The organism is Pauljensenia sp. C0170B4, from assembly GCF_056590235.1.
The window spans coordinates 392,816-406,396 of sequence record NZ_JBWPVS010000001.1 but is presented as its reverse complement, the minus strand read 5'-3'; the positions used below and the strand labels follow the sequence as shown (position 1 = coordinate 406,396).

The following is a 13,581-nucleotide window of genomic DNA, read 5'->3' as shown; positions in this document are numbered from 1 at the left end:
AACTAGTCGAGGTCGAGGTCGGCCAGTCCGAGGGCACTGAAATACGGCAGTCCTTCTGCTTCGATACGCTCTTTGGCGCCCGTGGCGCGATCCACAACAACGGCAACTGCCAGGACTTCTGCCCCGGCTTCACGCAGAGCATGGACAGCTTCGGTCGGTGAGCCACCCGTGGTGGATGTATCTTCCAGGACGATCACGCGCCTGCCCTGAACGTCTGGGCCTTCGATGCGGCGCTTCATGCCGTGGTCCTTGGCTGCTTTGCGCACCACGAATGCGTCCAGGTTCAGGCCGCGAGAGGCGGCTGCGTGCATCATGGCGGTGGCCACCGGGTCGGCGCCCATCGTCAGACCGCCCACCGCGTCGTAGTCTTCAGGGCCGAAACCAGCTTCTTCCAGCATGTCCAGCATGACGTGGCCGATCAGGGGACCCGCCTCGTGATGGAGGGTGGCTCGGCGCATATCGACGTAGAAATCAGATTCTTTGCCCGATGCCAGCGTGACGTGCTCGTGGATCACGGCGAGTTCACGTACCAGTTCGGCCAGGCGCGATTTATGGGAGTCATTAGTCATGGGGCAAGCCTACCGCGTGCAGTGCCGGCGCGGAGAGCTTGCCCCATGACATCACATTGGGCATTTCACCTGGGGAGTATTCGCGTGTAGTGAAGTACCCTGGCGCCTCGGTTGCCCGTTCCGTCTGGCGTTCCGCGGCGCCTGTGCCTCCTTTACTGTTTGACGCCACCTGCTGCCAGGCCGGCAACGATGCGGCGCTGGAAGATCAGCACCATGATGACCAGCGGCACGGTGACCACCACGCCGGCCGCCATCTGGGAGCCGAACGGCGTCTCAAACCCGGATACGCCACCGAACTGGGACACAATGACCGGAGCAGTCTTCATGTCCTGCTTGTTGACCATCGTCACGGCAATGAGGAACTCATTCCACGCATTGATAAAGACGATGATGGCAGTGGTGAAAATGCCAGGAGCGGCGATCGGAATGATGACTTTGCGGAAGGCCTGACCTGGCGTGCAGCCATCGACCATTGCGGCCTGTTCCAGTTCGCGCGGCATCTGCCTGAAGAAGCTGGTCAGATTCCACACGGCCAGCGGCAGTGCGAATGACAGGTCGGGCACAATCATCGACTGATAGGTGTTGATCCATTCCCACTGTGTAAACAGCTTGAGCAACGGCACCACGATGGCGACCAACGGGAACATCGACGAGGCGATGACAATGGTCAGTACCAACGTCTTGCCCGGGAACTCCAGTCGCGCCAGAGCGTACGCGGTGAACGTCGCGACCAGCAGTGCCAGAATCGTCGTCACGCCGGCAACGATCAGCGAGTTCAACAGTGACTGCGTGAACAGGCGGTCTGGCTTGAAGACCTCAACGTAGTTTTCCATGCTCACTTCGCGCGGCCACAGCGTCGTGTCGAAAATGTCGCGCGTGGGACGCAGTGAGGACACGATCATCCAGTAGAACGGAGCTAAACAGAACACCACGATCGCGATGATGCCGATCCATGAGGACGTGTCGAGCAGAGCCGCCTTGACACCTTTGCTTTTCATCGTGACACCTCCGCAGTCAATCCGGCCTGGGCAGGCGCGTCAGCTCCCCCGGTGGTGGACGAGGGTGGCCTTTGGACTTCTTTCGCTTCCTTCGAACGCTTGAAGAACGCGCTCAAACGCAGCTTCGAGCTCTTCTGCGACTGGCCGTCATCTTCAAACAGTTCTGCGCCGAGCAGCTTGATGAAGGCGAAGGATATGAGGAAGACGTAGAGGAACAGGATCACTGCGTACGCAGCACCTGACCCGTATCTCAGGTTTGTTGCCTCATCCTGAACCAGCATGGACAGCGTTTCGACAGATCCTTTACGCGGTCCGATCAGAATGTAGGGCAGGTCGAACATGCGCAGAGCATCGAGAGCGCGGAACAGGACTGCGACAACGAGTGCTGGTTTGACCAGTGGAAGCGTGATGGACAGGAAACGACGCCATGCGTTTGCACCGTCAATCTTGGCTGCCTCGTAGACTTCCTCGGGAATGATCTGCAGACCGGCCAGGGTCAGCAGTCCGATGAACGGCGCCGTCTTCCACGTGTCAGCGATGATGATGGCGAATTTGGCGGGCCATTCAGATGTCGCCCACAGGATCTGCGTATTGAGCAGAGCGTTCGCAGCTCCGTGCGCATCGAAGATCCACTTCCACAGCACGGCCGAGATGGCAGTGGGGATTGCCCATGGCACGAGGATTGCCGCACGGACGAACCCGCGCGCCTTGATGGCCTGGTGCATGATGAGCGCCATGATCACGCCGAGGACAGCTTCGATACTGACTGTGACAAACGCGAAGAATGTCGTGTTCCAGAACGCAGTCCAGAATCGTGCGCCGGTGTCTCCGGCGAAGATGTTGATGTAATTGTCCAGTCCAACGAATGGCTCGGTATCGTTGACGAATCCTGTTTCAGGATCGATTCCCTTGGCGCCGAACAGCGACTGATACAGAGCCGAAATCGTGGGGAACAAAATGACGATTGAAATAACGATGATGGTGGGCGAAACAAGCAACGCCGCCAAGCGACTTTGCTGTTTCTGCGACTCAGATTTTCCGCGACGTTGCGTCTTCTGAGTGGGTGCTTTCGCCATGAGTTCTTCCTCCTGGAAAGCGCGCTAAGGCTCCTGGTTGGGTGGCACAAGCCACCCAACCAGGAGCGGTGACAAACTTACTGCTGGCCAGCCGTGAGCTCGGTGAGCTTGGCGCTCAAATCCTTAAGGGCCTGTTCAGGCGTTGCCTGTCTCTGCAGAACAGGGAAGACGGCATCCTGAATCGCTGCCGACACGTCGCCATAGTTGACAACCTGCGGGCGCGGTGCAGCGCTCTCGATGGAGCCCTTCAGCGCCGGCAGATACGGGTACTGATCGATCAGTTCCGGATCCTCGTACAACGCGGTGTAGATCGGAGCCAGCGTCTGCTCGGTGAGCATGCGCTTTCCGATTTCCTCTGAAGTGAACCACTTGATGAAGTCGTACGCGGTCGCCTTGTTCTTGCAGAAGCTGGAGATGGCGACGTTGTGGCCGCCCAGTGAGGACACGCCTCCTTCAGGCTGATCTGCGGTCAAACCAGGCAGCGGAGCAACTCCGAACTTGTCGCCCAGCTTTTCCTTGGTCAGGGAGTACTGGTATGGCCAGTTGCGGTAGTAGACCAGGCGGTCGGCTTCGAATGCGGCGCGGCCTTCTTCTTCCTTGTAAGTCAAGGCTTCTTCAGGAATGAAGTTATCCTTGAAGGCATTTTCAAGCGTCTGCAGACCCTTGAGGGCTTCAGGCGAGTCGACGACTACTTCGCCCTCGGGGCTGACAATCTGTCCGCCGGCGGAGTGAATGGCTTCGTCAACGTTGACCGTCAGGCCTTCGTACTTGGCCATCTGTCCGCCATAGCACCCGATGTCTGAATGACCGTCGAGGCCGCGCACAGCTTCGCAGCCCTTCTTCATGTCATCCCACGTCTTGGGCGGATCGGTCACACCGGCCTGCTCAAGCAGATCCTTGCGGTAGTACAAAATGCCACCATCAGAGCCATGGGGCATGGCGTAGAGCTGGTCACGGTACAGGCCTGTCTGCCACACAGCCGGCAGAATCTTGTCCTTGGGAAAGTCTGCCTCGTTGAGCGGCTCAACCCAGCGGTGAGCAGCAAATTCGGCGACGTGGATGTTGTCCAGAGAAATAACGCAGTATGCATCTGATTGGGTCTGAGCGTTCTGAACCATCGAGTTGCGCTGCTGATCGGCTTCGGCCGACAACTCGATCATCTCAACCTTTTCGTTCGGGTGGTCCTTGTTCCAATCCTCCAACATGGGAGCCATCAGACCGGAGTTGTCTTTACCCTGCACATAGGTGATGGGGCCGCGCCCCTCGAATTCACCGGTTGCGCCGCCACCAGAGGCACCTGAGTCCCCTGATGCCTGTCCGCCACCACCACTGCTACATGCCGTCATCAGCACCATCGCAGCAGCGCCAGCTGCCAAGGCAATTCCTTTTCTGGTTGCCATTTTCGTTCACTCCTTCGTGTCAAAAACCTGAATTCGGTGGCCTCTCAGATCGAGCCGCCTCTCAGGTGCCGATCAACGATCGACGTTGCTTTTACTCTACAACGTTGTCTCCACAAAATGTATGCAATTGCAGCGCGTTACATTTGTTTACATTTGGTAACAATTTTGGCAAACTTGCCCGCACAACGCCCCGCGATGCTAGCAGCCCCGTCACGCTACATGTGCGGAACGGCGCGCATCACCTTACGCATCAACCACCGCGGAGTCAGCCGAGAGACCACATTCGCGCTCTTATACAGCGCAGTCGCCGTCACCAGCACCCGCCCGCGACGAACGGCCTCAAGAGCTTGCGAGACCACCGTTTCCGCATCCGACCAGATCCATCCCGGTGTGTCGGACACATCAACATCAGCTGCCTTGTGGAAGTTTGTGCGCGTCATGCCCGGTGATACAGCGGTGACAGTCACCCCGGTTCCTTCCAGTTCGAACGCCAATCCTTCGCTGAAGGCTTTCACCCACGCTTTGTGCGCGCTATAGGTACCCATCCCGGTCTCTGCAGCGATGGAGGAGATGTTGCAGATGGCGCCTACTCCTCGTCGGCGCATGGCACGACCAGCGTGGTACGACAGCACCATGACGGCTCGCACCATCACATCCAGGGCCTGCTCTTCCGTCTCCAGTTCGTTGTCGAGGAACTCCTCCCCCAGACCCATCCCTGCGTTATTGACCAGCAGGCCCACCGGTGCACATCCAGATTCATCATCAGGCTGAACGTCGAGACGCTCGGCAACCCGCTGTACGTCCCCGGCTTGCGACAGGTCAGCTGCGATCACCTCGGTCGTGATGTTCGCGATCTGCTCCAGACGATTGGACAGGTCATCGAGTTTTTCCTGCGTGCGGGCAACCAGAACCAGATCATGTCCCGCCTCGGCAAGTTGCCAGCAGAATTCTTCTCCCAGACCTGATGTTGCTCCCGTGACTAAAGCTGTACCCATAACCTCATCGTAAGGTCGCCAGCGCGTGCATGCTCGCTCAGTGACCAGCATGCGCCGACGGATCCGTGCTCGCTCAACGCGTAGCCTGCGCCGGTAGGGTGGAGGCATGAGGATTGGAACGTGGAACATTAACTCAGCCCGTACCCGCGTCGACCGCGTCATCGAGTGCTGCGCGCGGTGGAATCTGGACGTACTGGCAATGCAGGAGATCAAATGCAAGCCGGATCAGTTCCCGATTGACGCGTTCACCGATGCCGGCTACCGCGTGGAGGTTCACGGACTCAACCAGTGGAATGGCGTGGCGATCGCTTCCAGGCTTCCCATTCTCAGCGTATCCCGCGACTTTCCGGGAGCACCCACATGGGGAGATCCTGCGCGCGTCGAAGCGCGTGCCCTGCGAGTGCGGATCGACGATGGAACGCCTGAAGGACTGGATGTGTGGAGTCTGTATGTTCCGAACGGCCGCGAGATTGACCACCCGCACTACCAGTACAAACTCCAGTGGCTCGCCGCACTGCGCGCTGCCGTTTCACCTTACGTTGCAGGCGATTCCAGCGGGGTATCCAAGGGTGATGCCCCGGGTGAGGATACACTGGCCGAGGGCGGCGCTGTCCCACCTGCAACGGCATCGGATGAGGGCGGCTCACCGAGCGCACTGCTGGTGGGCGACTGGAATGTGGCACCGCGCGATGAGGACGTGTGGGATATCGACTTCTTCGACGGCCGCACCCACGTCACACAGCCAGAGCGTTCCGCCTTTGAGGCTTTTGAAGCCGATGGATGGGTGGAAGCGACTCGTCCTCGCGTCACGAACTACACGTACTGGGACTACCAGCAGCTGCGTTTCCCTCGTAACGAAGGAATGCGCATTGACTTCATGTATGCGACGCCTGCACTTGACGCCCGCATCACGCAGGCGTGGATTGATCGCGATGAACGCAAAGGCAAGGGAGCCTCTGACCACGTGCCGGTCATCGTTGAGATCGCACATTAGGGTCCCTCTGCCCGAGGTGGCCGCACGACGCATACTCTCGATGCGTGGAGCGCAGACAAATGGGCCGGCAGCAGAGCGTTATCGGAGGCTGTCGCCAGCAGGGCACCGTTGCAAGGCGTCGCCAGCAGTGCCCTTATGCGAAGCGCTCAAGAATCTGATCATTGAGCAGGCACCAATTCTTCTTGTGCCAACTGCCAAACTTCTCTGTGCCGACGAATACAGCCGCCAGGTCTCGACCACGGTCAACCCAGATGAACGAGCCGGACACTCCGAAGTGCCCAAACGTGGCGGGGTCGGCATGCTGAGATGTCCAATGCGGCGATTTGTGGCCGCGGATCTCCACGCCCAGCCCCCAGGGGCACGGGCGGTGCTTACGGTATCCAGGCACGAAGCCATCCAGATCAGGGAACTGCACTGACACGGATTGTTGATCAAGGTCCTCGCTGATCAGCGTGGGAGCGAGGAGCTCCTGAGCCAGAGCAATCAGATCAGCCGCACTTCCAACCGCGGAATAAGCAGGAGATCCGGGCGCATCTGCTGTTGTCATTCCCAGCGGCTCCAGGACACTCAGCTCGATCCAGCGACTGAGTTCTTCACCTGTGGCCTCGCTTGTTGCCTCCCCTAAGATGTCGAAGCCTGCGTTGGAATAGATCCGCTCCGTTTCTGGGGGCACCTGCGCCTCGCGCGAGTCGGCTGCAATTCCGGAGGCGTGAGCCAGCAGGTGACGCACGGTAGATCCTGTCGGCCCCAGCGGATCATCAAGGTTCATCAGGTGCTGGTCAATTGCCACAAGGATGGCGCGTGAGGCGATGACTTTCGTGACCGATGCCAGAGGGTAGACCACTGACTCATCGCCTTGCACATACAGCGTGCGGTCGCTGCGCACCACTGCGAGCGCGTGTCCGAACGGGACGGGGTACAGATCCATGTCAGCCACTATGCCTCCAGGTTACGAACTGAGAGTCCCTGCCACTCGCAGGAAACGTGCATAAACGTCACCGACTTCTTCAGGGATCGCCTGGCCCACTTTCAGTGTTGTGTCCGAATCCAGTCCGAGGAGTCGGTGGGTCTGTGCCAGGAAGATAGCCACTGTTTGGCGCCCCGCCTGCTCATCGTCGGAGTAGCGGGCCTGCAGAGACAGGCCGAACCATATCTGCATAAGGGTTTTCGCCAGGAACGCCGGACTGAGATCGGTCTTGGCAATGCCCTCAGATGCCAAGCGGGTCACCTCGTCGCGCAGGAAATCGTGGATCGCATAGATCCTCGCGACGAAGTGATCGTGAACAGGGTGCGTCGTTGATGCTGCTTCGACTGCAAGAATGCACTCCAGGTCAATAATCATCGAGACATCCGGGTTGTTCGCCAATCTCATCATGGCGATCGCAAAGTCGAACAGCGTTTCGGGAATGACGCGCGCCTGAACGGTCCGGCCATTTTCGGCGTCTTCCACGAAATCAACCAGCCCCGCTCGTTCCTCCATGCGGTTGATCACAGAACCCAGCAGCGCTTCTTTTGATGGGAAGTGGTAGATGACCGCAGGATGGGATATTCCCACTTCACGACCGATGTCACGCAATGATATGCCGGCGAAGCCACGGCGCGAGATGAGCGACATCGCCGCGTTCAGGATAGATTCGCGGGTGGCCAGGCCAGTCGAGTATGAACCGCGATTCTTGCGCCCTGTCGTCACGATTGCCACCTCAACATGTCTTTGATCCGGTGCTTTGAATGCGCCACGGATAGATCCGTCCCCAGTCTATCTGCAACTCGGCATCAAACTGAGCCGCCCTCGCCAAACTAGACGAAGGCGGCACCAGTGATCACCCCACCAATTATTCACTTGCGATTTTACCTGTCAGGAACGGCGGGTGCAGGATTTCCCGACGCTTACTCGGCGCTGTCGTCCGGCGTGTATTCGCTTTGCTCGGCGCTGTGGTCCGGCGAATGATCGCCATACTCGTCGCCATCAGGCTCGGATGGCCCGACGCGCTGCATCGTCAGGGATCTGAGATCCTCGCTGACATCCACGCGCACTTCGTCACCGTCATGCACCTGGCCGGACAGAATCATCGTGGCCAGTCGGTCCCCCACCTCGCGCTGAACAGTGCGACGCAACGGACGGGCACCATAGGCCGGATCGTATCCTGCACGAGTCAGCCATCGGCGTGCCGGTTCGGTCACCGTCAGCGCGATGCGCCGGTCAGCCAGTCGACGGGCAAGCGCCGCAACCTGAAGGTCCGCGATCTGCGCCAGCTCTTCACTGGTGAGCGGTTCAAACATGAGGACCTCATCAAGACGGTTGAGGAACTCAGGTTTAAATGCCATCCGCACCTGCTGCATGACCGCGTCATGGCGTTCCTGCTGTGACAGCGCGCTGTCGGCGAGGAACTGTGAGCCCAGGTTCGATGTCAGAATAAGGATCGTGTTGCGGAAGTCAACCGTGCGTCCCTGTCCGTCGGTCAGTCGCCCGTCGTCCAGGACCTGCAACAGGATGTTGAAGATCTCAGGATCGGCCTTCTCGACCTCGTCCAACAGAATGACGCAGTACGGGCGGCGGCGAACGGCCTCGGTGAGCTGACCGCCTTCCTCGTATCCGACATATCCGGGCGGAGATCCGACCAGGCGGGCAACCGAATGCTTCTCGGAATACTCGCTCATGTCGATTCGCACCATGGCGCGCTCATCGTCGAAGAGGAAGTCCGCCAGGGAGCGTGCCAGCTCGGTCTTACCGACACCAGTGGGTCCGAGGAACAGGAATGATCCATCGGGACGGTTCGGGTCAGACAGCCCGGCGCGCGAACGACGCACCGCATCGGCTACGGCGCGAACAGCCTTCTTCTGACCGATCAGTCGCTTGCCGATCACGTCTTCCATCTCAAGCAGTTTCTCGGTTTCCCCCTGGAGCAGGCGCCCCACAGGAATTCCGGTCCATGACTCGACAACTTCCGCGATGGTGGTGGCATCGACTTTCTCCGCGATCATCGGCTCAGGCGTGCTGCCGTCTGCCGCGTCACGTTCGGCCTCCGACTCGGCTTGCTCGATCTGGTGTTCGACAGCGGGGATCTCGCCGTTTTGCAAGCGACCGGCTTCCTCCCATTTGTTCTGGCGGATCGCCAGCTCCAGTTGAGTGCGCAGGTCATCGAGCGTGACACGCAGGTCACCGACCTTGTTGTGCCCGGCCTTTTCAGCCTCCCACCGGCTGGTCAGCGCGTTGAGTTCTTCCTGCCGGTCAGCCAGGTCCTTGCGCAGCTTCACCAGGCGTTCCTGCGTGGCAGCATCCCCCTGATCGGGGTCGGACTCGGCAAGGTAGGATTCCTCCATGCGCAGCCTGTCCACCTGGCGACGCAGCTGATCAATTTCCACGGGGCTGGAATCCAGTTCCATACGCAGCCTGGATGCGGCCTCGTCAATCAGGTCAATCGCCTTGTCGGGTAGTTGCCTCCCGGTAATGTAGCGGTCGGACAGTTGCGCAGCAGCGACGAGGGCACCGTCGGAAATCGTGACTTTGTGGTGCGCTTCGTACTTGGGTGCAATGCCGCGCAGAACGGCGATGGTGTCCTCCACTGACGGCTCCCCGATAAAGACCTGCTGGAAACGGCGTTCCAGCGCAGGGTCCTTTTCGATGTTTTCGCGGTACTCGTCCAGCGTGGTGGCACCCACCATCCGCAGCTCGCCGCGCGCCAGCATGGGTTTAAGCATGTTGCCCGCATCCATTGACCCTTCAGCGGCACCGGCGCCAACAACTGTGTGCAGCTCATCAATGAAGGTGATGATCTGCCCGTCCGAACGTGCGATTTCGTTGAGAACGGCTTTGAATCGCTCCTCGAAGTCGCCACGATACTTGGCACCTGCCACCATCGATGAGATGTCCAGTGACACGACTCGTTTGTCTTTGAGCGAGTCGGGCACGTCACCGGCAACAATTCGTTGCGCCAAGCCTTCGACCACAGCGGTCTTGCCGACACCGGGTTCACCGATCAGCACAGGGTTATTCTTCGTGCGTCGTGACAGGACCTGAATGATGCGGCGGATCTCGTTGTCACGGCCGATGACCGGGTCGAGTTTTCCTTCACGCGCCACCTGCGTCAGGTCGCGACCGTATTTCTCGAGTGCTTCAAATGAGCCTTCGGGGTTGGCCGACGTGATCGGGTCAGGGCGCAGCTGCGAAAGTGCACGGGTCAGCGCTTCTTCCGTCGCCCCCTGATCGGTCAGGATCTTTCCTGCATCCGTGCCCGAGGCTGCGAGCGCGATGAGCAGGTGTTCGGTTGACGTGTACTGGTCCCCACCCTCTTTCGCCCTGCGCTGCGCGTCGGTGATGACGGTGAGCAGCGTGCGGGATGTGGCGGGCTGAGTGGTCGTGGCACCTTGTGTGGAGGGCAGTTTCACCAAAGCGCTGCGGGTGCGTGCGCCCACGACCTTCCGGTCTGCTCCAACGCTTGCCAGCAGGGACAGGGCGATACCCTCGTTTTGTTCGAGCAGTGCGCCCAGCAGATGCAGGGGCTCGACCTGCGGATTGGATGCGGCTGCCGCTGACTGCAGCGCCGATCCGATGGCTTCCTGAGCCTTCGTTGTGAACTCTTCGCTCACGTGTACCTCCTAAAGTGTTGCCCCTCAGCCACCTTCCGGACCGTTAGTTTTCGGTCGACGAGGGAGTCTGACGGGCTTCGTTGTCTGATCTACTCATTACAACGACACACGCCTTGAGTCTATTCCACTCAACTTTGTGATTCAGGAGTTCAGTTGCCGACCTCACTGTGCACAGCCTGCAGGCGTTCTTCGCGCAGGCGCTGCACGCCGGGAACAGTCAGTTCAGACAGGTCTGTCATCGCTATTCCCATTGCCTGGCTCAGCAGGTAGTCAGCCAGCTGCGGGTTGCGCGCCAGGACGGGGCCGTGCATATAGGTGGCGATGATAGATCCCTGGTGGACACCGTCGCATGCTCCGTCGCCAGTATTGACGCCGTTGCCCGTTCCGCGGATGACGGTTCCCAGTGGCGTGGCATCCGGTCCGCATGTTGTGGCACCGCCATGATTTTCAAATCCTGTGAGCAGGTCGGTCAGCCCGTCGATTCGGGGAGTGGTGAGAATCTCACCGATAGTTCTGCTGCCCTGAGGTGCGGTGGTGACGTCCAGGAATCCCAAACCGGGCACGCGCACTGCGTTAGCATCCTCGTACCATTGGCCCAGCACCTGCAGGGAGGCGCAGATCGCCAGAATGGGGGCACCCCGCTCAACAGCGCGTTTCAACCCGGTGCCGTCACTCATTTTTCGAGCGGCGAGAGCCTGGGCGGTGTCCTCTCCCCCACCCAGGGTGTACAGGTCAAGGTCTTCAGGCACGCATGTGTCCAGGTCGACGCTGATGATGTCAGCATCAATTCCGCGCCTGCGTGCACGTTCGCACAGCACCACCGCGTTGCCGGTATCGCCGTACGTGCCCAGCACTTCGGGGTAGAGCACACCGATCCGCAAGGTTGATTCACTCATCGCGTCCTCCCTCGGCCGTCGTGTGCGTGCTCTGCGTGCCGGCGTGGCGTTCTTTTTCGCGCCGGTCGATTTCACGTTTCGTGTCACGGAATGACGTGTAGTTTGCCAGGAATTCGATGCGTCCTTCAGCACAGCGCGTCAATGCCTCGATCGTGTCGGGTACGCACTCGCAATGGATACCTGCATATTCGAGGCGCACAGCCAGATCCGCCGCTCGTTCCCCCGACGCCACGACGCGTTCGGCGCACGGATACTGTTGGAGCACTGAAAAGTCCACGTCCCACAGCCATGACAGGTCTTCGCCATCAGGGATCTGCCCGTTCACCGCGATGACCAGTCCGTTCGCAGTGGAATCCACCATCGTCATGGCTTCCTGCCATCCGGCCGGGTTCTTCGCCAGCATCATACGCACGCGGCGACCATTGACCTCGTGAGTGGAATACCTCCCTGCTACTTCTCTGACCTCACCGATCGCCCGACTTGCGTCCCCAATGTCGACGCCCAATTGATGCGCAGCCACGATTGCGTGCGCCGCGTTGCCGAGGTTCGCTGCTCCAGGCAGATTCAGTTTCACGTCGGTGGCGTGGCCCTCGTGCGAACACAGTGTCGCCTCGCCGGACGCGTCGACCTTTTCCAGCCACCAGTCGGGTTCGGGACGCCGATAGGGGTGGTCGGCCCCGACTACATGCCAATCATCGCCTTGACGCACGAGCCTGCCGCCGCGGGGAAATCCTGCTGAGTCCGCCCCCCACGTGGTACCGGCTGCCACCCAGATCACCGACTTCGCATCCCATGCGGCTGAAGCGATCAGGGGATCATCACAGTTCGCAACAATGGTTGCATCGGGGTGGGCGTTGACTGCCTGGCGCAGCCGCCGCTCCACTGTGCCGATTTCACCGACACGGTCCAGTTGGTCGCGTGACAAGTTGAGCAGCACCATCACTGCAGGGTTGACCTGTCCGGCAACGATCGGCAGGTGCATTTCATCGACTTCCAGAGCGGCGAATTGTGCGCGAGGCGCCATCATGAACGCACTGACAATGCCGGGCGGCATGTTGTCGCCGTTCACGTTCGAGGCAACCTGCCCGCGTGTGGACAGCGCCGCGCGAATCATTCGCGTCGTCGTGGATTTACCGTTCGTGCCGGTGACTGTGACGCAATGGCACCCTCGGGACACTTCTGAAAGAACGTTTGGAGCCAGTGCGAGGGCGACTCGACCACCGATCATTCCGCCTGAACCTCGTCCCAGAGCACGAGAGGCGGTGCGAGCCAGCGATCCGAATCCCGTTGCCACGCGGGAGCGAAGGGATCGCGACGAGTTCGACGATGGTCGGGTCGAATCATGAGGCACTGTCATGAGGTCACATTAGCGCGGCAAAGGCCCGCACCTCCACTTTCAGCTGGTGTGGTGCGGACCTTGAAAAAGCACATGCGCTTCCATGTCGATCTTGTGGGGCATATCGCTGAGGCTCGCCTCGTGGGGCGCATCGGTCGGGTCCTGCCCGTCCCGAGAGGCGTAGAGGTTGAGCCTAGCCGTCGCGACGCGCTTGCCAGTCATTCATCCAGAAACTCACCAGGTCCATCAGCTGAGTAGGCGCCCATCTGACCAGTGCTCCACCGTGGAACGTCAGTTCAGTCCCTGTTGATGCGCCTGTGTCCACCGGCGTGTCAGCACCTCGCCGGGCCGAACCCGGACGCTCGCCACGACGCAGTGAAGAGACTTCACCTGTCGGTGAGGCGGCAAAGACACGGTCGCGTCGCCGCCTGACTTCATCGAGCTGATGTTCGAGCGCGTCACGTTCACCTTCAAGCTGTTCGAGTGCCCGCTCCAGGTCGAGGATTCTGCGAATTCCCGCCAGATTAATGCCCTCTTCCTGGGACATGACCTGGACGGCGCGCAAACGTTGGATGTCACGGTGCGTGTAGCGCCGCCCTCGTCCCTTGGTGCGGGCAGGCGTCACCAGGCCCAGGCGGTCATACTGCCGAAGCGTCTGCGGATGCATGCCTGCCAGTTCTGCCGCCACAGAAATCACGAACGTCGTTTGCGAGTGAGAAGGCAGCATGTC

The 13,581-nt window shown here is 60.0% G+C and carries 12 protein-coding genes; 1 reads left to right on the top strand and 11 read right to left on the bottom strand.

Features of this window, described 5'->3' with window-relative positions:
* Positions 1-2: 2 nt before the first annotated feature.
* The 5 genes from pyrE to AC1EJ1_RS01810 all read right to left on the bottom strand — a co-directional run bounded on the left by pyrE (position 3) and on the right by AC1EJ1_RS01810 (position 5,038).
* Positions 3-569, bottom strand: coding sequence for an orotate phosphoribosyltransferase (gene pyrE, locus AC1EJ1_RS01830; RefSeq protein ID WP_480295254.1), 567 nt, complete (start codon positions 567-569; stop codon positions 3-5).
* A gap of 152 nt (positions 570-721) precedes the next feature.
* Positions 722-1,567 carry a carbohydrate ABC transporter permease gene (locus tag AC1EJ1_RS01825; RefSeq protein WP_058237283.1) on the bottom strand — a complete coding sequence of 282 codons (846 nt, stop codon included), beginning with the start codon at positions 1,565-1,567 and terminating at the stop codon, positions 722-724.
* Complete coding sequence (locus AC1EJ1_RS01820; protein ID WP_070727678.1) at positions 1,564-2,643, bottom strand: carbohydrate ABC transporter permease; 1,080 nt, start codon at positions 2,641-2,643, stop codon at positions 1,564-1,566. The genes AC1EJ1_RS01825 and AC1EJ1_RS01820 overlap by 4 nt, the downstream gene beginning before the upstream one ends.
* 77 nt (positions 2,644-2,720) lie before the next feature.
* Positions 2,721-4,043 (bottom strand): ABC transporter substrate-binding protein, encoded by a 1,323-nt coding sequence (locus AC1EJ1_RS01815; RefSeq protein WP_070727680.1) that lies wholly within the window; start codon positions 4,041-4,043, stop codon positions 2,721-2,723.
* Positions 4,044-4,258: 215 nt separating this feature from the next.
* A complete protein-coding gene (locus AC1EJ1_RS01810) occupies positions 4,259-5,038 on the bottom strand; it encodes an SDR family NAD(P)-dependent oxidoreductase (protein ID WP_070727946.1) in 780 nt (259 codons plus the stop codon).
* A gap of 106 nt (positions 5,039-5,144) precedes the next feature.
* Here AC1EJ1_RS01810 and AC1EJ1_RS01805 point away from each other — a divergent pair, with 106 nt between their 5' ends.
* Complete coding sequence (locus AC1EJ1_RS01805; RefSeq protein WP_285014873.1) at positions 5,145-6,032, top strand: exodeoxyribonuclease III; 888 nt, start codon at positions 5,145-5,147, stop codon at positions 6,030-6,032.
* 133 nt (positions 6,033-6,165) lie between these two features.
* Here the strand turns inward: AC1EJ1_RS01805 and AC1EJ1_RS01800 are convergent, their stop codons facing one another.
* The 6 genes from AC1EJ1_RS01800 to AC1EJ1_RS01775 form a co-directional block, all read right to left on the bottom strand.
* Entirely contained in the window at positions 6,166-6,960 is a 795-nt protein-coding gene (locus AC1EJ1_RS01800) for a serine hydrolase domain-containing protein (protein WP_285015087.1), read from the bottom strand.
* A gap of 21 nt (positions 6,961-6,981) precedes the next feature.
* A complete protein-coding gene (locus AC1EJ1_RS01795) occupies positions 6,982-7,722 on the bottom strand; it encodes a TetR/AcrR family transcriptional regulator (protein ID WP_285014876.1) in 741 nt (246 codons plus the stop codon).
* 197 nt (positions 7,723-7,919) lie between these two features.
* Positions 7,920-10,619 (bottom strand): ATP-dependent chaperone ClpB, encoded by a 2,700-nt coding sequence (gene clpB / locus AC1EJ1_RS01790; protein ID WP_480295253.1) that lies wholly within the window; start codon positions 10,617-10,619, stop codon positions 7,920-7,922.
* 149 nt (positions 10,620-10,768) lie between these two features.
* Positions 10,769-11,515, bottom strand: a complete 747-nt coding sequence (locus AC1EJ1_RS01785) for a type 1 glutamine amidotransferase (protein ID WP_058237289.1) — start codon at positions 11,513-11,515, stop codon at positions 10,769-10,771.
* Entirely contained in the window at positions 11,508-12,872 is a 1,365-nt protein-coding gene (locus tag AC1EJ1_RS01780; RefSeq protein ID WP_480295252.1) for a MurT ligase domain-containing protein, read from the bottom strand. Before AC1EJ1_RS01780 ends, AC1EJ1_RS01785 begins: the two co-directional genes overlap by 8 nt.
* Positions 12,873-13,044: 172 nt before the next feature.
* A complete protein-coding gene (locus AC1EJ1_RS01775) occupies positions 13,045-13,578 on the bottom strand; it encodes a heat shock protein transcriptional repressor HspR (RefSeq protein WP_058237290.1) in 534 nt (177 codons plus the stop codon).
* Positions 13,579-13,581: the final 3 nt, after the last annotated feature.